This window comes from Acinetobacter sichuanensis, assembly GCF_003024515.2.
GTDB lineage: Bacteria > Pseudomonadota > Gammaproteobacteria > Pseudomonadales > Moraxellaceae > Acinetobacter > Acinetobacter sichuanensis.
Genome location: NZ_PYIX02000002.1, coordinates 277,555 through 295,115, shown reverse-complemented (window position 1 = coordinate 295,115; position 17,561 = coordinate 277,555). Strand labels below are relative to the sequence as shown.

The window sequence follows — 17,561 nt, the reverse complement described above, 5'->3', positions numbered from 1 at the left end:
AAATAGTCATTCAGAGAGTGGTTGGAAGTGTATGGGGGCTTTTGCACGTAGTTTATATGCAATAACTAACCCTAAACAGCGTCCAATACAGACAGCTTTTGTTGGTTTTGGTAAAGAGTTTGATGGGGCTATGTCAGCTACATTGACAACAGATACACGCAATGCTTGTCAGCTTGGTTCAGCCAAAGAGGGTGATAATTGTTCATATTATAATACAGATAAAACTGTAAAGCCCAATACTGTATTTCGTAATGCAGAGGATGGTTTTGGTAATGGTGGATTTTTCCAAGCAAAAGATGCAGTAGATGTTACAAATAGTGTTCTTGCTGCTTTAAATAATTTAGATACAGGAACAATCGAACCATTAACCACCGGTGCTTGGTCTGTACCTGTTGATGATTTAAATCCAACAGGTGTTACGTCACAGGGATATGTTCGAGCATTTCAACCAAGACCAGGTAGTACAGATGTATTGTGGGCAGGAAATTTAAAAAAATATGATATTGTGAATGGTGCTTTAGCTGAAGGAGCATCAGCGACTGCTTCATTAGTATTAGATAATAAAGGTAAGTTTAATACGGGGATTAATGATCTTTGGGGGACGGCAGGTGCTGATGAAGGTGGAAGTGTATATAAAGGCGGTGCGTATAAAAACATTCCAATGCCGATAGTTGGTGCACCAAATAAAATACGTAATCTTTACACCAATTTTAAATTAGATAGTGATAATAACTTAACGCCTCAATTATCTAAAGGGGCTAATTTACTGCGTTTACCAGAAGTGGAAAACTCTACTTTAGCAACCACAATAACTAGTTTAAATGAAAATGCAGTAACTTCAAAATTCACTAATTTATTAAAACGTAAAATACTTAACTATTTAGGTTTTAAAATTGATTTGAATGATACAAACCTACCAACTGATTTAACAACTGTACCTTTACAACAGGAAGGAAAAGAGTGGAATAGTTTAGGAGGGATTTCTCATTCATTGCCTGTACAAGTAACTTATGAAGGCGTACTAAATAGTGAAGGTGAATTACAATCTACACGTAGCCAATCAATTTTGTTTGGAACAATGGAAGGTGGTTTACATTTAGTAGATGCAGAAAGAGGAACAGAACAATTCTCGTTTATTCCATCAGATATTTTATCTGACTCGGTACAGTCCTTAGCTCTGAAAAGGGATGAATCATCTACAGCAGGTGTTGCAGCAGGTACGGATGCAGCTTGGGTTGTTGATCCTATATATAAGTATGAACAGGTAGGTTCAGGAGATACAGCAACAACAAAAATTGTTGCTGAAAAAATGTATGCATATGGTGGCTTACGTATGGGAGGAAGTAGTTATTATGGCTTAGATATTACGACAAAAACCTCACCAAAATTTTTATTTAGAATTAGTGCAGATCAAACAGATTATAACCATATGGGACAATCTTGGTCTAAACCAGTATTGGGTAATATTCGAATCAATGGTGTGATTAAGCGAGTTATGTTTATTAGTGGTGGTTATGATACATGTTATGAAGATCCACATTTTAAACTTAATACAGATTACACAGCAGATATATCAAAAAGTGCTGCATTTAAAGCACAATGTTCAAATAAATCACAAGCAAAAGGTAATGCTGTTTATGTTGTTGATGCTGCAACAGGTGACCGCTTATTTTGGGTAAGTAATGCTGGTGCAGATAAGAACAATGCAGATATCAAACACAGTATTGTAAGTAATATTTCTACATTAGATACAGATGCTGATGGTTTAGTAGATCATTTTTATTTTGGAGATCTTGGAGGGCAAGTTTTCCGTGCTGATTTAAACAATAAAAATAAAACAGAAAATAGTGAAAGCTTTGGTGTACGTGTTGTTAAAGTCGCAAATCTGGCAACAAATGCAACGGGTGCAAATATTACGAATGGAAATAATCCACGTTTTTATGAAGCACCAACATTAACTATGCATCGTGAGCAAGGAAAGAGATTTATATTAATGGCTATAGCATCTGGTGATCGTAGTTCACCATTAGATGTTGCACCTTTGGGGCGTATGCGTCCTTCATCTGTACCTACAGCATTAACGGGTCAATTAGCTAATAATATTTATGCAATTATGGATACAGATGTACTGAAAAAAGATTTAAATACAAATTATGCAGCTGATTATGCATTAGCGACTAAAGATTTAACATTAGCTAGCCTTATACAAAATCCTCAGGTTATTGTTCGAAATAGCGGTTTTGGTGTATTAAAAAATCAGTTAATTCCTTACGTGAATACAGTTAACGCAGCTACTCGTTATGGTTGGTATCGTTCTTTATCGAGTAATTCAGCTGGTACAGAGAGAGCAAATAATAGTTATCGACAATTAGGTGGGATAAAAGCATTTGAACCATTAATAGTCGTTGCTAATACTCTGTTGATGACTGTTTATGACCCTGAAAGTGAAACAATTAATCCCAATCCAGATCCATGTCAAGTTCGTGTTATTGGAGAAACTTATCGTCAATATTATTGTTTACCATTTGGTGCTTGTTTGAGTGGAACGGGCACGAACGTAACTCTTAACACTCTCGAGGAGAGTAAAACAGGTTGGAGACCAGGGAAAGAGAGTGATGTTCTCGGAAGTGAAGTATCAAGTGCTGCTCTAGGGCAAGGGATTTTAGGTAGTGCATTCGCACCAGGTCAATCTGATGGAAACTGTGGTGGTTTGCAACTAGCAGGCAATCTTCATGGTACTGGTAAGTGGAAATGTGTTGCTCAAACCAAACCAATGAATTGGTATGCTAAATAGGTGGAAAATGAATTTAAAAAATGGTTTTACGCTTATTGAGTTGATGGTGGTGGTGGTGATGGTTGCAGTACTTGCTGCAATCGCTTACCCAAGTTATCAGCAATATATTCTACGAAGTAATGCATCTTTAGCTGAGGCAGAAATGCAACGTCTAGCTCAGGATCTAGAACGTTATAAATCTAGGAATTTTAGCTACAGATTGTATACTCCTATTTCAATAAATGTTGGAGATCCACTTAAATACACAATTAGTCTTCAAGCAACAGCGACCACAAATTTAGCCACGGATGGTTCTGCATGGGTGATGAGAGCTGTTCCACAGGATGTAAAAAATTTCACATATTTAATTAATAATCAGGGTCTTAGGTGTAGAAATAAAATAGCATCGAAAGTAACATTTACAGATTGTGGGACAAGAGCAGATGGAAGCGAAGATTGGTAAGCAATTTGGTTTTACATTATTTGAGTTGATGATTATCGTGGCTATAGTAGGCATTTTAGCCGCTATAGCAATTCCTAATTACTCAGAATATGTTAAACGAAGTAATAGGGCTGATGCACAAACACATGTTATGAATCTTGCACAAAATTTGGAAACTTATCGTTTAGTGAACCATAGTTTCTTTGGTGCAAATTTAACCCAATTAGGAGGAGATAAATATCCTATTAATACTGCATATTATCAGTTAACGTTAACGGATATATCTGGTGTTGCTTTTACTAATGCGCAGGCGAATTTGCAATCATGGTTATTAGTTGCAAGACCAATAGCAACAGAGAGACAAAAAGGTACAGGCGCTATTTCTTTAAATTCAGCGGGCGTAAAGTGCTGGTACAAAAATGATGATAGTGCAAATGTAACATCAACGGTTGATAATAATGGTAATCCTGTTCCAGCTACAGCTTGTAGTAATAAATGGGAAGATAAATAATTAATCCCAGATTAAGTAAAAAAACCTTCTAATTTAGAAGGTTTTTTTTACTTAATGTTGTTTTTTTTGGTTAAAATTCCAAATAATGTGATGTGTTTTATTTAATTGAATATTTAAGTTATTTTTTTATCATTATTTTAATAAAATTTGTTTTTAATCAGTTGTTTAATCCGAATATCTTGTAAAAATAGCCTTTCATCTATCTATTGTTATATTTAAAAAATAAAACCTTAGTATCGTAATTATATAGATTTATAGTTTAGATAATTTTATGCAATTAATGAGAGGATTTACGCTTATTGAGCTGATGGTCACAATATCCGTCATCGCTATAATTGCGATGATGGCTATCCCTCCCTTTAAAAATATGCTGACTCAACAAGATTTAAAAAAAAATACTAATGAGTTAATAGGTGTATTGAATCAGGCACGAGCAAAAGCGGCACTAGAGCGTAAAAATGTTGAAGTAGAACTCAGTCCAAGTGAAGTAGATTTGTTACCTCAAAATACAGATACAACTATTTATTGGATGCCTTATGGAAAAGTACATTTAACAACTGCAAGTGAAACAAAAATTACTTATGGGTTAAATGGTAGCGTAAGAGATGCAGGGTCAGATACCACTTTTATCATTTGTTCTGAAATAGGTGGAAAGTCTCAAATAGTGAAAGTTTCTAAAATGGGAACAATTCAACAAGCTATTCAAGGGGCATGCTAATGATTGATAAAAATCAACAGGGTGTCGGTTTGGTTGAAGTACTTGTTGCATTATTAATTTTAGCAATAGGAGTCATGGGATTTATTGCACTACAGTATCGGGCTATAGAAGCAACTGCTGAAAGTGGTGCACGAATTCAAGCAGTCAATCTTGCGCGTGATTTAGCTGAAAGAATGCGAGTGAATCGAGGTGCAGAAGAGGTTTACGCATTTCAATTAAATACAGCCAATACACAAAGAGTTTTTCCTATCAATTGTTTTAATACAAATTGTTCTAGTACAAATTTAGCTGATTTTGATGTCGCTCAGATCGCTACAAAAGCAAGAACAATCGGAATGACAGCAAATTATTTACCTTGTCAGGGAAATGAGGATAACCGCAGATGTATTTATGTTGCATGGGGGGATACTGCTGCAACTGATGGTACTGATCGTGGTAATTGTACAACTGGTACAAGTTACGAGCCAAATTCAACTTGTTTGATTATGGAGGTTTATTAAATGAGCCATATTAAACAAGTCGGTTTTACTTTGATTGAATTAATGATTGCATTAGCTCTAGGTTTGGTAATTGTTGCTGCAGCAACAATGCTATTTTTGACGAGTTCTAGGAGTCAGGCATTACAACAAGGGCAATTGAGTTTACAGGATGATGCCAATTTTGGTCTGAACTATATTGTAAAAGATATACGTTTAGGAAATTTAAATACAATTAATTCAAGTATTAATGATTTAACTACATATGGAGGGATTGTTTTTCGTTCATCTGAGAACTCAGTTGAAGTAAGCGGAGTTGAACGAGCAAATATCCCTATAAGTATTGTTGGAAAAACTGTAAATGAAACCTTGCTTACTCGTAGTGATGGGCTTGAGGTAGGTACATCACCGCAATGGACAGGTGTATCGAATGTGCAAGATAGATCTAGTGACCAATTGACTATTCAATTTGTTCCACAATATGTTTTGGATCATAAAAATACAGCAAATGAAAATGATGATGTTTGGTATGGCGGTTCTGATTGTGAAGGGACAGAATTAGAATTTAGTCGGACAGAAGGTCGTCAAGTTATTGTCCAACGATATTTTTTACGACCCGATAACAATAATAGTAAAAATGAGCCTAATACACCTTTAGCACTTGCATGTGATGCTGGACATTATCCTCTAGAAGGCAGCCCTAATGAAATTACAGGCTTGGGTGATGATGGCGAAATTATTTTACAAAGAGTTGATCATTTTCGAGTGTTGTATTCAATTCAATCTGGTGAAAATCATCGCTATGTAGATACAGCCACATATATGGCTATGGCATCAAGACCTCGAATTTTAGCAGTGCAATTAGGTGTTTTAGCACGCTCAAATCAATCTGTAGGTACTGGAACAGAATTTTCAGATAGTCAAGTGTTTAGAGTTTTAGATCAGGATGTAACAGTGACAAAACCTATAGGGAATTCCTCAAAGTATGCAAGACAAGTGGTCACACAAACGATAGCACTACGTAATGCATTTGGGGAGAGAGGGCAATGATGAAGCAACAACGTGGAGCAACATTAATCGTTGTTTTATTTCTTTTATTAGCCATAGTTGTATTGGGAACTTTAGCAGTACGACAAAGTTTAGTTGGTTTGAATATTGCGACAAATAGTCAAGCACAACAGTTGTTATTACAAAATGCAGATGCTGCTTTTTTTAATGTTGAACGAGAGGACAATATTATTCAGGCTTTAAGTTCTAGTGGAATGTTTGGTTATATCAGTGGGGCAACAGATAAAGATAAAGAAATGGTCTTTTGCTATCGCGGTGAAGAATCAGGTTTTTTTGATATTAGTCGAGCAAGTTTAATTTATTGGAAATCGGGGCAACAAGCACCAAGCAATAGTGAGTTTGGGTTAGATGGATATTGTAATGCAGATGAGAGTGCCACAAATTTTTTTACCAGTGGTCGTAAAGCTGTGATGACCCAAATTGCTGTTAAGTTTTCCAGTATTTCAGAAAATGATCCTTTTTTTGGTACGCAATTTGGTACAGATGATCAAACCGTAAAATTTGATCGTAGTAAACCTGTGAAAGTATTTGCTGTATCTGTTATGCCTACACTAACCAATGCTTCTGCTACAGATATTAATAAATGTTTTAAAAATTATATGAGTGAAGCAACAGTTCCTGAAGGAACGACAGTTGCATTAAATGCTGATTCACGAAGAACAGTGACGGAGTGTCTTGCTGATTTAAATGTCCCATATACATCACATGTGACTGAATATGTGATTGTTCAAGACTTTGTATAGATTTGGAGTAATGAAATGAAAACCTTAAACAAAAATTTCCTGAATTCATCTCGTTATAAAGTTTTGGTCATAAGTATTGCGGCAATATCGACTATGTTAGTCAGTACAAGTGTGACACAAGCAAGTGATATTGATATTTACCAAGATGCAAAGTCGGGTGATATTACGTTGATGTTTATGTTGGATATCTCAGGAAGTATGGGAGCACCTCAACAAATAGGCAATAAGAGTTCTTGTGATATTCCTAATGAAGCTTCGATCGCATCTAGTGATAGGGAAGATTCGACAAATGGTTCGCCAAGTTATAAGCGATATTATTGTAATGTAGCTGATACGAAAACTTATAAATATCGTTTTCGAAATAATACCTATTGGAAGTGTACGAATGAGAGTGCGAGCATTAGTAACTGTAATTGGGGGGCGAGCTTCTCCAAAAAACCGTCTGATTATGATGCATTGCATAAAGAAACAGTAAGAATTGGCGGAAGTAGCTATACCGTTGCTTATGAGGGAATGATACGCAAATATTATGATCGAATTACACGTGTTAAAGACGGCATGTTCGACCTATTAAATGGAAATAGAGCAAACAATATTCCACAACTCGCTGATGATAAAATTATTGGATTGACCACTTATTCTCGACCAACTAGTTTTGATAGTGAGGGGAGACCCAGTGAAGCAGACAATGTGCGAGGGCAAGTACGTATCCCTGCTCGTCGACTGGATGCAGTTGTTGACGGTATTACGCAAAGACAAATACTTTTAAATGAAATTGCTCAGTTAGGTGCACGTGGTGGTACACCAACTGCACATGCTTATGCAGAAGCAGTAGCTTCCTTATGGGGAGCAACGACTATAAATACAAACTCAAGTGGCTTTCTTTATGCTGGTACAGGTGTAACATCTGGAAATAATTATATTATTCCTGAAAGTATTCAAAAACAGATAACAGGAGAAAGTAATCAACAATGTAGCGGACAAGGCGTTTATGTTCTAACGGATGGTGTTCCAAGTAATAATGATCAAGCACAAGAGTTAATGAAAAAAGTATTAGACAATAATAGTTTTTCCTGTACTAACTCTAGTACAGGTTGGGATTGTATAAATAAATTTTCACAAAGTATTTTAAAGCAAGCATTAAATGGTAATCGTCCGATATTAAAAACAGCCGTGGTCGGATTTGGCAGTGATTTTAACAATATTAACTCCTTTAGTAAGGAGTTAAGTACAGAACAAAATTTGGATAATATTGCTTCAGCCAATGCGAGTGAGGATGTTAAGAACGCAGCACGTTGGGGCGTTCAATCAGAAGGTGGTTGGTATTCAGGTAACAGTTCTCAAGATGTCGTAGATAGTGTCAATGATTTTATTAATAATTTATCCAAAGAGATCCCCTCTGTAACGACAGGTTCTCCGACTATTCCCCGAGATGCTTTAAACCCTGCTGAGCTACAGGATAATGCATATTATCAAACTTTTCAGCCTACACCTGCAACTAACTACCAACTCTGGCTAGGTAACTTAAAAAAATATTTAGTCAGTGAGAATGGTGTTTTAAAAGCAAAAAATGCAGCAACAGTTTTTGAAAGTGATGGTCGAATCAAAGAACCCGTTTATGATGCAAATGGGAATATTACTTCAGCAATTTATGATTTTTGGGCGAAACAAATAGATACTGCTGTGGAAAATGGTGATGAAAATACTATTGGAAGCAAAAAATTTGCTGTACGTGGTGGCGCATGGTCACAAATGTTACTTGGGATAAATACTGAAAATAAAGCAGAACGTAAGTTATTAACAAATCGTAAAGCAGTCACTGAAAATGGTAATACATCATTTAAGGGCACAGGCACATTACGCCAAGTTCAATTGGCAGATATTGTTGATACAACTTATAAAAACGATCCAAATCGTGGTTATTTATGGTCATTGCTAGGCTATAACATTGATGTAGTCAATCCACCTACAACTATTGATAATTTAAAAGCACAACCAAATTTACGTCAAATGGGTGCAGTGATGCATTCTTATCCATTATTAGTTACCAATAATGGAAAATTAGAATATAACAAAACCACGAAAGTGATGGAATCAACTAGCAGAGAAGACTATGTACTGTTTGGTACAACACAAGGTCTATTACATGTTGTTGATGCTGAAACAGGTGTTGAAAAGTTTGCTTTTGTACCTAATGAAATGGTTGAAAATCAAAAAGATGCTTTTCGTTTGTCTAGTGTGACCAATGGCGGTTTGCAAAAACTTTACTATGGCATAGATGGTTCTTGGTCTCTCTATACACAATATGTTGTTGATAGTTCTGGTAATTTGGTTGTAGGCAAAGGACGTACAGATAGTCAACAAGGTATGCAAATGGCATATGGTGGATTACGAATGGGAGGGCGTAGTTATTATGCGCTAGATCTGAGCAATATTAATAGCCCAGAACTGAAATTCCATATCGATCCAACAACCCAAAAAGTATATAGCGGAAGCTCTTCTACAACATTTAATCAACTGCAATATATGGGGCAAAGTTGGTCTAAGCCAGCGATTGGTTGGGTAAATTGGGGAGGAACACGTAAACGTGTGATGTTTGTTGGTGGTGGCTATGATGCGGGTGGCGATGATGGCGATGCGCATACCAATGGTATGAAAGGGCTATATAGTGGTTATGAAAATGCAAACTACAATCCAAGTCGGTCAAAAGGTGCAGGCATTTATATGTTTGATGCAGACAATGGTGATCTGCTTTGGTGGGCGAGTGATTATGCTACTGCTACATCACCAACAGATGTAAATACGGGTGTTATTTCAACCAAAAGTGCAGATTTGAAATATAGCGTAGTGAGTGAGATTCGTACTGTAGATCGTGATGGTGATGATTTAATTGATCATTTATATTTTGGTGATTTAGGTGGACAATTATTTAGAATAGATTTGGATAATAAGCAAAATATAAAAGGTGCTGTTCCAAAAGCACCAGTAAAAATTTTCACTATGCATACAGATGTAGCCAGTCCTAGATTCTACGATATGCCAGGTTTTTCTTTATATAATCAAAATGGTACAACATTTGCTGTAATTTCGCAGGGCAGTGGTAATCGTAGTGCTCCTTTAGTAAGTTATACGTCTTCTAATACATCTGATGAATATGATGCAATTTATAATATCTATGATAAAGATGTAGCACGCCGTGATTTATTTAATCGAAAAACTGATTTAAATACTCAAAATCTTAAAAAAACTAATTTAGGTGAAATAACAGATCTTAATCGTTTTGAAAATACCACGCTTGTTGCACCTTTTTCAGAAAAAGGAGGTTGGTATTATGATTTTAAAACCTGTACAGCAGGTGTTGATGGAAAACTAACTAATTGTAATAACTATAATAAACAAAGTGAAAAAGTCTTTGGTACACCATTGGCAATGAATTACAAACTTTATGTTTCTACCTTTGATTCTAGTAAACCAGGCATTTCTGGTGAGTGTGGTGCAGGTGTAAAAGGTGAAAGTATGTTAACTGCATTCTGTATGCCTTTTGGTCAATGTGCATCAAAGTTAGAACCTGCACGTGGGGTAATTGGTATTGGTATTCACACAGTTACTGTGGGGGGTAAAAAAGGTGAAGGTGGTGGGAGTGAGGGAGGTGAAGGAGAATGTGTAGGAGAAAGCTGTCCACCTGTTGATTGCAAAGATGAATCATGTCCACCAAAAGCGACAGGAAATACCAGTGCAACAAACTATTGTATTAATACCAGTGGTCGAATTGCTTTAACCGTGACAGGTGGTTTTGGAAATGGTGAAGCAACAGAAATGTGCCTTATTCCACAACGTTGGTATGAAAAGCTTGCACGTAAAGTATCATAATGGGTGAAATATGAAAAAAAATAGCTCATTTCAAAATGGTTTTACGCTTATTGAAGTGATGGTTGTGGTGGTGATCGTTGCAATTTTTGCTGCGATCGCAATCCCATCATATCAAGAATATGCACGGCGAGCTCAGGCAGCTCAGGTTCAAGACCAATTGCAACAAATCGCAATTGCTTTAGATCGATATAAGACAAGAAACTTTAACTATCAAGGTTTTGTATTGCCAGTGGAGATGGAGGTTTCACCAAAAGGCGCAACAGGAAGTGCTATAAGGTATAACCTCTCTGTTGCTACAGGTGTAGGACATCAATCTTGGGTCATCACAGCACTCGCAGAAGATACGAAAAGTGATAACTTTCTTATGTCGAGTACAGGCATACGTTGTAAAAATAAAGCGGGAAATCTTATAGATGTCACAAAGGTTTCATGTGGTGATAAAAGTGTAGGAGGTGAAGAATGGTAAGTAATCGCAAAGGTTTTACACTGATTGAGCTCATGATTGTTGTTGCGATTGTAGGTGTTTTAGCAACTATAGCTTATCCATCATATCAAGAGTATGTCAAAAAAACGCATAGAGTAGAGGCTCAATCTGAAATGCTAGAATTAGCGACTCAGATTCAGCGTTTTAAAATAGCAAATTTTTCTTATGCACCTTTGATTAACGATGTGGAAACACCTTTGACTTTAGCCGAGTTAAATCATTCAGCTAAGATTCCTAGGCAAGGAGAAGCGTTGTATGATCTACAAATCATAGGAGTAACACCTACAACTTGGACATTAATTGCAACACCAATAGCTTCAACTACACAATTTGCAGATGGGCATTTAGTATTAAATCATCGTGCTGAACGTTGTTGGACAAAAGGTAGTGATAAAACAGGAACAGCCTGTACACCATCTGCTGCCACAAATTGGGATGGTAAATAAAACTTAAATTCAAAATTGTGGATAACTAAAAAATTTGATCTTTCATTCATTGCAAAGATAACGTAAAATACTGCCCTCTATGAAAGGGGTTTGAGTTATATCGATGGTCGGTATAAGGATAATCCGTAAAAACTATAAGGTTCTATCATGGTTGTTATTCGTCTTGCACGCGGTGGTGCTAAAAAACGTCCATTCTATCAAATTATTGTGACTGATAGCCGTAATGCACGTGATGGTCGTTTCATCGAACGTATTGGTTTCTTTAACCCTACAGCTCAAGGTAAAGCAGAAAAACTTCGTTTAGATGCTGACCGTTTTGCTCATTGGGTTTCACAAGGTGCGCAACCTTCTGAACGTGTTGCTTCTTTAGCTACTCAAGCTAAGAAAGCTGCAGTTACTGCATAATTTTTGAAAATTAAGTAGTAGATTGCCCATGACACCAACACAGAATGTTCCCGAAGATCGTATTCAGATTGGACAGTTACGTTCAGCATATGGATTAAATGGGTGGCTCTGGGTCTATTCCAATACAGAACCGATGAGCAACATTTTTGACTACCTGCCTTGGTACATTGAAACCAAAGCAGGCTGGCAAATTGTCGATGTAAAACGTTGGAAACCACATGGCAAAGGCTTAGTTGTTTCGCTAAAAGGTGTGAGTGATCGTACCGCAGCAGATAATTTAGTTGGCGCAAATGTTTGGATCTCTAAATCGCAACTGCCTCAAGCAGGCGTGGACGAGTATTATTGGACTGATTTAAAAGGCTTAACCGTGTTAGGTCTAGATGATGAAGAACAAGAAGTTAATCTCGGTCAAATCCATGAACTGTTTGAAACAGGTGCCAATGATGTAATGGTGGTTCGCGCAACTGCTGCAAGCATTGATGGTGAAGAGCGAATGATTCCATGGCATAAAGATGTGGTACAACGCGTTGATCTAGAAGCTGGTCGTATTTACGTGAATTGGGGCGTAGATTATTAATCCGAATAGGATAAACGCAGCAGGAAAATAGAGGAGTCTGCGATGTTTTTTGCAGTCATTACGCTTTTTCCTGAAATGTTTGAAGCGATTACAGCCTACGGTATTAGCGGGCGCGCAGCGAAAAACGAAATTGTGCATATTCATTGCATCAATCCACGTGAATTTGCTGAGGGTAACTACAAAAGAGTGGATGAACGTCCATTTGGTGGTGGTCCAGGCATGGTGATGATGGCTGAGCCTTTAAGCAAAGCAATCAATCGTGCCAAAGAACTTGCAACACAAGCAGGGGCAGTGAACGTTCCTGTAGTGTATATGTCACCACAAGGAAAAACTTTAGATGAACCAGCAGTACAACAATTTATTGATTATGATGGATTGATTGTGCTTTGTGGGCGTTATGAAGGCGTCGATGAGCGTTTGATCCAGCAATATGTTGATCAGGAATGGTCAATTGGGGATTACGTTTTATCAGGTGGTGAACTCCCTGCGATGGTTTTATTGGACAGTATTATTCGGAGACTTCCGGGTGCCATGTCTGATGAACAATCTCATGTGCAAGATTCATTTGTGGATGGTCTTTTAGACTGCCCACAATATACCAAGCCAGATCATTTTGAAGGTTTGGATGTGCCTGAGGTACTTAAATCTGGGCATCATGCAAATATTGAGAAATGGCGGTTTTTGCAGCGCTATCAACGTACACTTGAACGTCGACCAGAATTGGTTGAGCAAGTCACATTGACCAAGCAGCAAAAAAAATGGCTAAAAGATTTGCAAGGACAAAAGAGTTAATTCATTTGTCTAAGCAGATTTACTCTAAGTATTTTACTGAGAGTCATTAATAGGCTTTTTAAGCATTGAAGTGGTCAATCTTAAAGAGAAAGATAATCGGGTCTATGCGCTTTAGCCTCTATACCCAGTGGAATTCAGACCTCTTCTGACCCACATATATCGGAGATACCCCATGAGCGGTAAGCATCCTTTAGTACAAGCTGTTGAAAATGCACAGCTTAAACAAGACATCCCAGCTTTTGCACCAGGTGACACTGTAATTGTCCAAGTAAAAGTAAAAGAGGGCGACCGTGAGCGTCTTCAAGCATTTGAAGGTGTTGTAATCGCGAAGAAAAACCGTGGTTTGAACTCTGCGTTCACAGTACGTAAAATTTCTAGCGGTGTTGGTGTTGAACGTGTTTTCCAAACTCATTCACCAATTGTTGCTGGTATCGAAGTGAAACGTCGTGGTGACGTTCGTCGTGCTAAACTTTACTACCTACGTGAATTGTCTGGTAAAGCTGCACGTATTCGTGAAAAATTACCAGCTCGTAAAGCGAAATAATACGTTTTACGTGACTAAAAAAGTGCGCCTTATGGCGCATTTTTTTATTTATATCTTTAAGTAAGTTGAATTAGATAAAATATAGGTTTCTTCTGTATAAGCTGACTTTAGACCAATGTGTCATTTATTTGGTGCAGTGTTTTCTTGATTCTTTATGGCAAAATAGTAGGATTTTTAAGACTAAATAATTGATTTATTGATAATTAATTTTTAATTTTATCATGGGCTAAAAGTTAAAGATGAAATTTTAATTTCTAAAGCGCAAATTTATAAAAATAGATAAATGGATTTGTTAGAATAGTCATACATTGTTTTGATCTCCTTACTATGTCTGTAAAATCGCCAAAAATTCAACGTCGTCATATCAGTGGCATTTTTTTATTGAATAAACCGTTAGGTATTAGTTCTAATGCTGCCTTGCAACGGGTTCGCTGGTTATTTCGTGCAGAAAAGGGTGGACATACTGGCGCGTTAGATCCATTGGCTTCTGGTTTATTGCCTATTTGTTTGGGCGAGGCGACTAAATTTTCTCATTTTTTATTAGACTCAACAAAGCGTTATCAAACAACTATTCATTTGGGGCAGAGTACAACAACAGGTGATGTTGAGGGTGATGTACTGTTAGAAAAAGCTGTACCAAAGTTGGATGAGGCTTTGATTGAAAAGGTATTGACGCAATTTATAGGAGATATTCAGCAAATTCCTCCAATGTACTCGGCTTTAAAAAAAGAAGGACGTCCTTTATATGAGTTGGCACGTAAAGGAATAGAAATCGAACGTGAAGCACGCCCAATTCATATCTATGATATTCAGTTGTTGTCTTTTACTGAAAATAGTTTGACCTTGGACATCACCAGTTCTAAAGGAACGTATATTCGTGTTTTAGGTGAAGATATTGCTAAAGCTTTAGGAACATATGGTCATTTGACGTATTTACATCGTATTCAGACAGGGCATTTTGAGCTGAATCCAAGTTATACCATTGAATATTTAGAAAGTTTAACTGAACAACAAAGAGAACAATTATTACTTCCTGTATATGCTTCAATTGATTATTTTCCAAAAATACAAGTTCCAGAAGGTCGGTCAGAATATTTTAGCCGAGGAATGGAAAGCAATATAGATCATTGTGCAGAGGAGCAAGTTGTTGTTTTTGATGGTGAAAAATGTCTAGGTCTCGCTGAGATTACTGATCGAAAGCGTCTAGTACCAAAACGGGTTTTAAATTTGTAATACACAAGATTTAAAGGATAAGTGATGGAACTTGATCTTATACTCAGCTTGGTGTTTTTTGCATTTTGTGCAGGTGCAATTGATGCGGCTGTAGGTGGTGGCGGGTTAATTCAAATTCCTGCTTTAATGGGTGCATTGCCTCATTATCCAACGGCAACTGTTTTTGGAACGAATAAGTTAGCTTCAATTTGTGGTACAGCTTCAGCAGCTTTTTCATATTTGCGCCAAGTTAAAATTCAATGGAAATTATTGGCTGTTATTGGTATCACTGCTTTTATTAGTTCTTTTGGTGGTGCAGCTTGTGTTTCTTTGATTCCACAAGAAATTTTACGACCTTTTGTGCTGTTTATGCTGATCGTCATTGCTATTTATACCTTGGTTAAAAAGCAATTTGGACAAGTGCATATTCAGCAAGAAGTGACTCGTAAAATTTTAATTCTTGCAGGTGTGGGTGGTTTATTAATCGGATTTTATGACGGTATTTTTGGACCAGGTACAGGTAGTTTTTTTATTTTCTATTTTATTCGCTATTTAAAAGTTGATTTTTTACATGCTTCTGCTTTGTCTAAAATTGGTAATTTCATGACGAATTTTGCAGCTTTGAGCTTTTTTGTTCCCACTGGACATGTGCTATTTCAACTGGGTTTGATGATGGCAGTTGCAAATGTTGCAGGTTCTGTGGTCGGTGTAAAAATGGCATTAAAATATGGCAGTGGTTTTATACGTATTTTATTTTTAATTTTAGTGAGTATTTTAATTTGTCGTTTAGCATATCAAATGTTTATTGCTTAACCGACTTACATAACTAAAGCTTTTTATACAAATCATTGCAAGAGCTGACACAGTCAGCTCTTTTTATTTTCTATGATAAAAGATGTTTAAGTTCACTGAAATCTAGAAATTATTTTTTTGTTTAAAACCGAAAATTATTGAGGTTCGTTGCAATGAATATATTTGAAGCATTAAGAGAAAGTCATGAAATTCAAAGAGAACTGGCTGAAAAACTCATACAAACATCTGGTGAAAATGTAGAGCGGCAGACCTTATTTGAGTTATTGAAGAATGAATTATTTGCTCATGCCGTTGGCGAGGATCGTTATTTGTATTTACCTTTAATGATGACTGATTCAGGACTTAATATTAGTCGTCATGCTTTGGCAGAGCATCATCAAATGGATGAGTTATTAGAAAAGTTAACTGAAATGCCAATGAGTCATCCGCATTGGTTAGTGCTTGCAAAAAAATTATCGGAGCTTGTACATCATCATTTAAAAGAGGAAGAACATGGCTTTTTTCAACAGGCTGGTAAAATTTTGAATGATGTCGAAAAGCGTAGTTTGGCGCAGCAATATTTAGTGGAGTATGCAAAATATAAAGCCAAAGATAAGGATCATTTAACTTAAAAGATCGAGGAGCTGAACTTTCAGCTCCTTTTTTAATGCATTAGGACGATGATGTTTATGATGAAATAGCGTCTTGTTTTGCTTTTAAGGTGACGCCTACAGAAGCCACCATAATGCATAATAAAGCAATACTTTGCCAAATACTGATATGTTCTTTGAGTAAGACCATACCAGCAACCGCAGCTAAAGCAGGTGATAAACTTGATAAAGTACCATAACTTAATTTGCTAAGATGCTTGAGCGCAAGTAAATCAAGTGCATAAGGAATCGCTGTAGCTAATAAGGCAATAATGAGTGCTTTACCCCAATATTGAGTTTGCATCAGCGCTTCAGGGTTGTGGACTGCGCTAATAGGCAACATCACTAGAGCAGATAAAGCAATAGCGATGGTTAAGGCATGCATCCCAATATTTTGTCGTATAACTTTTTGTCCAAAATAAATATAAGTTGCCCAGCAAACTCCTGCACCAAGCGCAAATGCTGCGCCTAAATAAGAAAAATTATGTTGAGTTGCATCTTGCCATGGCACCATGAGTGCGATGCCTAAAATCGCTAAACCGACCCAAATGTAATCACTTTTGCGTTTTATTGAGAGTAGGGCAAGTGTAAGTGGTCCTAAAAACTCTAAACCAACAGCAATGCCTTGAGGTAATTTTCCTAAAGATGCATAAAACAAAACATTCATCAGACAAACGGAAGCGCTATAAAATAGTAGATTTTTCCATTGTAAATGTCCTAAACGATGAATAATTTTCCATGAACGAAACATGAAAAAAATTAAAATAGAGGCAAAGCATAAACGTAGTGTAACGACGGTTAAAGGGTCTAAAACCTGAAAAAGTTGTTTGGCAAATGAGGCGCTGATTTGATATGACACCATCGACATAATCATATAAAAAACAGCAAGTAGTTGAGTATTTTGCATGGTGCAATCGAGAGTAAATATCAACCAATTCTAGCATTTTATTGTTTCAAAATGGGCGGTAATCTTTATGATCTATGCATACATTCTTTTATATTGTTTGATATAATTACCCCCACAATATTATATGGTTTTAGGGTTTTATTTAATTTAT

At 36.7% G+C, this 17,561-nt stretch carries 18 protein-coding genes; 17 read left to right on the top strand and 1 reads right to left on the bottom strand.

Features of this window, described 5'->3' with window-relative positions:
• From C9E89_RS02875 to C9E89_RS02795, 17 genes are all read left to right on the top strand, one after another.
• Positions 1–2,794: pilus assembly protein (locus C9E89_RS02875; RefSeq protein ID WP_213069624.1), on the top strand; the 2,794-nt coding region annotated here is incomplete at its 5' end.
• On the top strand, positions 2,784–3,236 hold the full coding sequence (locus tag C9E89_RS02870; RefSeq protein ID WP_286376050.1) for a type IV pilin protein: 453 nt from the start codon (positions 2,784–2,786) through the stop codon (positions 3,234–3,236). The genes C9E89_RS02875 and C9E89_RS02870, both read left to right, overlap by 11 nt.
• Positions 3,217–3,726, top strand: coding sequence for a type IV pilin protein (locus tag C9E89_RS02865; protein ID WP_322887898.1), 510 nt, complete (start codon positions 3,217–3,219; stop codon positions 3,724–3,726). The genes C9E89_RS02870 and C9E89_RS02865 overlap by 20 nt, the downstream gene beginning before the upstream one ends.
• A 271-nt stretch (positions 3,727–3,997) precedes the next feature.
• The gene (locus C9E89_RS02860) at positions 3,998–4,444 is read left to right on the top strand and encodes a pilus assembly FimT family protein (protein ID WP_107006928.1); all 447 of its coding nucleotides are present in this window, start codon (positions 3,998–4,000) and stop codon (positions 4,442–4,444) included.
• Positions 4,438–4,944, top strand: a complete 507-nt coding sequence (gene pilV / locus C9E89_RS02855) for a type IV pilus modification protein PilV (RefSeq protein ID WP_107006927.1) — start codon at positions 4,438–4,440, stop codon at positions 4,942–4,944. Before C9E89_RS02860 ends, pilV begins: the two co-directional genes overlap by 7 nt.
• Positions 4,945–5,970, top strand: coding sequence for a PilW family protein (locus C9E89_RS02850; RefSeq protein ID WP_107006926.1), 1,026 nt, complete (start codon positions 4,945–4,947; stop codon positions 5,968–5,970). It begins immediately after the preceding gene.
• Positions 5,967–6,731 (top strand): pilus assembly PilX family protein, encoded by a 765-nt coding sequence (locus tag C9E89_RS02845; RefSeq protein WP_171405059.1) that lies wholly within the window; start codon positions 5,967–5,969, stop codon positions 6,729–6,731. Before C9E89_RS02850 ends, C9E89_RS02845 begins: the two co-directional genes overlap by 4 nt.
• 15 nt (positions 6,732–6,746) lie before the next feature.
• A complete protein-coding gene (locus C9E89_RS02840) occupies positions 6,747–10,601 on the top strand; it encodes a pilus assembly protein (RefSeq protein WP_107006925.1) in 3,855 nt (1,284 codons plus the stop codon).
• A gap of 10 nt (positions 10,602–10,611) precedes the next feature.
• Positions 10,612–11,067 carry a type IV pilin protein gene (locus C9E89_RS02835; RefSeq protein WP_107006924.1) on the top strand — a complete coding sequence of 152 codons (456 nt, stop codon included), beginning with the start codon at positions 10,612–10,614 and terminating at the stop codon, positions 11,065–11,067.
• Positions 11,061–11,531: a type IV pilin protein gene (locus C9E89_RS02830; RefSeq protein WP_107006923.1), complete on the top strand. Its 471-nt coding sequence runs from the start codon at positions 11,061–11,063 to the stop codon at positions 11,529–11,531. The genes C9E89_RS02835 and C9E89_RS02830 overlap by 7 nt, the downstream gene beginning before the upstream one ends.
• A gap of 147 nt (positions 11,532–11,678) precedes the next feature.
• Complete coding sequence (rpsP, locus tag C9E89_RS02825) at positions 11,679–11,936, top strand: 30S ribosomal protein S16 (RefSeq protein ID WP_107006922.1); 258 nt, start codon at positions 11,679–11,681, stop codon at positions 11,934–11,936.
• Positions 11,937–11,964: 28 nt separating this feature from the next.
• On the top strand, positions 11,965–12,513 hold the full coding sequence (rimM, locus tag C9E89_RS02820; RefSeq protein WP_107006921.1) for a ribosome maturation factor RimM: 549 nt from the start codon (positions 11,965–11,967) through the stop codon (positions 12,511–12,513).
• A 42-nt stretch (positions 12,514–12,555) separates the two neighbouring features.
• Positions 12,556–13,305, top strand: coding sequence for a tRNA (guanosine(37)-N1)-methyltransferase TrmD (trmD, locus tag C9E89_RS02815; RefSeq protein ID WP_107006920.1), 750 nt, complete (start codon positions 12,556–12,558; stop codon positions 13,303–13,305).
• Positions 13,306–13,477: 172 nt separating this feature from the next.
• Positions 13,478–13,849 carry a 50S ribosomal protein L19 gene (rplS, locus tag C9E89_RS02810; protein ID WP_107006919.1) on the top strand — a complete coding sequence of 124 codons (372 nt, stop codon included), beginning with the start codon at positions 13,478–13,480 and terminating at the stop codon, positions 13,847–13,849.
• A gap of 327 nt (positions 13,850–14,176) precedes the next feature.
• A complete protein-coding gene (gene truB / locus C9E89_RS02805; RefSeq protein WP_107006918.1) occupies positions 14,177–15,082 on the top strand; it encodes a tRNA pseudouridine(55) synthase TruB in 906 nt (301 codons plus the stop codon).
• Positions 15,083–15,106: 24 nt separating this feature from the next.
• On the top strand, positions 15,107–15,874 hold the full coding sequence (locus C9E89_RS02800) for a sulfite exporter TauE/SafE family protein (RefSeq protein ID WP_107006917.1): 768 nt from the start codon (positions 15,107–15,109) through the stop codon (positions 15,872–15,874).
• A 152-nt stretch (positions 15,875–16,026) separates the two neighbouring features.
• Complete coding sequence (locus C9E89_RS02795; RefSeq protein ID WP_107006916.1) at positions 16,027–16,485, top strand: hemerythrin domain-containing protein; 459 nt, start codon at positions 16,027–16,029, stop codon at positions 16,483–16,485.
• A 55-nt stretch (positions 16,486–16,540) separates the two neighbouring features.
• On the opposite strand, the gene C9E89_RS02790 is transcribed toward C9E89_RS02795, so the two are convergent.
• Complete coding sequence (locus C9E89_RS02790) at positions 16,541–17,410, bottom strand: EamA family transporter (protein ID WP_107006915.1); 870 nt, start codon at positions 17,408–17,410, stop codon at positions 16,541–16,543.
• Positions 17,411–17,561 lie beyond the last annotated feature (151 nt).

Bases quoted from the DNA above. Each gene is read 5' to 3' on its own strand.
- C9E89_RS02790 (WP_107006915.1), bottom strand. From the start codon at position 17,410: ATGCAAAATACTCAACTACTTGCTGTTTTTTATATGATTATGTCGATG.
- C9E89_RS02850 (WP_107006926.1), top strand. From the start codon at position 4,945: ATGAGCCATATTAAACAAGTCGGTTTTACTTTGATTGAATTAATGATT.
- C9E89_RS02835 (WP_107006924.1), top strand. From the start codon at position 10,612: ATGAAAAAAAATAGCTCATTTCAAAATGGTTTTACGCTTATTGAAGTG.
- rimM (WP_107006921.1), top strand. From the start codon at position 11,965: ATGACACCAACACAGAATGTTCCCGAAGATCGTATTCAGATTGGACAG.
- C9E89_RS02870 (WP_286376050.1), top strand. From the start codon at position 2,784: ATGCTAAATAGGTGGAAAATGAATTTAAAAAATGGTTTTACGCTTATT.
- C9E89_RS02865 (WP_322887898.1), top strand. From the start codon at position 3,217: ATGGAAGCGAAGATTGGTAAGCAATTTGGTTTTACATTATTTGAGTTG.
- truB (WP_107006918.1), top strand. From the start codon at position 14,177: ATGTCTGTAAAATCGCCAAAAATTCAACGTCGTCATATCAGTGGCATT.
- trmD (WP_107006920.1), top strand. From the start codon at position 12,556: ATGTTTTTTGCAGTCATTACGCTTTTTCCTGAAATGTTTGAAGCGATT.
- C9E89_RS02860 (WP_107006928.1), top strand. From the start codon at position 3,998: ATGCAATTAATGAGAGGATTTACGCTTATTGAGCTGATGGTCACAATA.
- C9E89_RS02840 (WP_107006925.1), top strand. From the start codon at position 6,747: ATGAAAACCTTAAACAAAAATTTCCTGAATTCATCTCGTTATAAAGTT.
- rplS (WP_107006919.1), top strand. From the start codon at position 13,478: ATGAGCGGTAAGCATCCTTTAGTACAAGCTGTTGAAAATGCACAGCTT.
- C9E89_RS02800 (WP_107006917.1), top strand. From the start codon at position 15,107: ATGGAACTTGATCTTATACTCAGCTTGGTGTTTTTTGCATTTTGTGCA.
- C9E89_RS02795 (WP_107006916.1), top strand. From the start codon at position 16,027: ATGAATATATTTGAAGCATTAAGAGAAAGTCATGAAATTCAAAGAGAA.
- rpsP (WP_107006922.1), top strand. From the start codon at position 11,679: ATGGTTGTTATTCGTCTTGCACGCGGTGGTGCTAAAAAACGTCCATTC.
- C9E89_RS02845 (WP_171405059.1), top strand. From the start codon at position 5,967: ATGATGAAGCAACAACGTGGAGCAACATTAATCGTTGTTTTATTTCTT.
- C9E89_RS02830 (WP_107006923.1), top strand. From the start codon at position 11,061: ATGGTAAGTAATCGCAAAGGTTTTACACTGATTGAGCTCATGATTGTT.
- pilV (WP_107006927.1), top strand. From the start codon at position 4,438: ATGCTAATGATTGATAAAAATCAACAGGGTGTCGGTTTGGTTGAAGTA.